Origin of the sequence: Pseudogemmobacter hezensis, from assembly GCF_013155295.1 — a bacterium.
Classification (GTDB): Bacteria; Pseudomonadota; Alphaproteobacteria; order Rhodobacterales; family Rhodobacteraceae; genus Pseudogemmobacter; species Pseudogemmobacter hezensis.
In genome coordinates this window covers 1-1,330 of the sequence record NZ_JABJXT010000058.1, presented here as the reverse complement: position 1 = coordinate 1,330, position 1,330 = coordinate 1, and the positions used below count along the sequence as shown (strand labels likewise).

The following is a 1,330-nucleotide window of genomic DNA, read 5'->3' as shown; positions in this document are numbered from 1 at the left end:
AGCGTCGTGTTGCCGGGCGTCGCCGGATCAACCGGAGTGGTGACGTCATCAATGGTGACATCCAGCGCAGGCGCGGCGGGCACCACCGGAACAGGGGTGTCGTCCGAGGCCGTCTCGCCGCCACGGGTGACGGTGGCCTCAACGGGGTTTCCGTCAAAGCTGGCGTTCGGAACGTCCACCGTCCAGGTGCCATCGGAGTTGATGGTCGCCGGATAGTCGGTGCCGCCAACCGTCACCGTCACGGTGCCGGTCCCGGTCGGATCGGTGACCGTCCCGGTCAGCGTCGTGTTGCCGGGCGTCGCCGGATCAACCGGAGTGGTGACGTCATCAATGGTGACATCCAGCGCGGGCGCTGCGGGCGCAACCGGAACAGGCGTGTCGTCCGAGGCGGTCTCGCTGCCACGGGTGACGGTTGCCTCAACCGGGTTGCCGTCGAAGCTGGCGTTCGGAACGTCCACCGTCCAGGTGCCATCGGAGTTGATGATTGCCTGATAATCGGTGCCGCCAACGGTCACCATAACCGTGCCGGTCCCGGTCGGATCGGTGACCGTCCCGGTCAGCGTCGTGTTGCCGGGCGTCGCCGGATCAACCGGAGTGGTGACGTCATCAATGGTGACATCCAGCGCAGGCGCGGCGGGCACCACCGGAACAGGGGTGTCGTCCGAAGCGGTCTCGCCGCCACGGGTGATGGTAGCCTCAACCGGGTTGCCGTCGAAGCTGGCGTTCGGAACGACCACCGTCCAGGTGCCATCGGAGTTGATGGTTGCCTGATAATCGGTGCCGCCAACGGTCACCATAACCGTGCCGGTCCCGGTCGGATCGGTGACCGTCCCGGTCAGCGTCGTGTTGCCGGGCGTCGCCGGATCAACCGGAGTGGTGACGTCATCAATGGTGACATCCAGCGCGGGCGTTGCGGGCACCACCGGAACCGTGGTGTCGTCCGAGGCCGTCTCGCCGCCACGGGTGACGGTGGCCTCGACCGGGTTGCCATCGAAGCTGGCGTTCGGAACGTCCACCGTCCAGGTGCCATCGGAGTTGATGGTTGCCTGATAATCGGTGCCGCCAACGGTCACCATAACCGTGCCGGTCCCGGTCGGATCGGTCACCGTCCCGGTCAGCGTCGTGTTGCCGGGCGTCGCCGGATCAACCGGAGTGGTGACGTCATCAATGGTGACATCCAGCGCAGGCGCTGCGGGCACCACCGGAACAGGGGTATCGTCCGAGGCGGTCTCGCCGCCACGGGTGATGGTGGCCTCAACCGGATTGCCGTCGAAGCTGGCGTTCGGAACGTCCACCGTCCAGGTGCCATCGGAGTTGATGGTTGCCTGAT

General features: G+C 66.4%; 1 protein-coding gene. It reads right to left on the bottom strand.

Features of this window, described 5'->3' with window-relative positions; translation table 11 throughout:
• Positions 1–1,330, bottom strand: a 1,330-nt coding sequence (locus HOY34_RS21755) for a hypothetical protein (RefSeq protein ID WP_216654884.1), incomplete at both ends; no start/stop codon positions are given.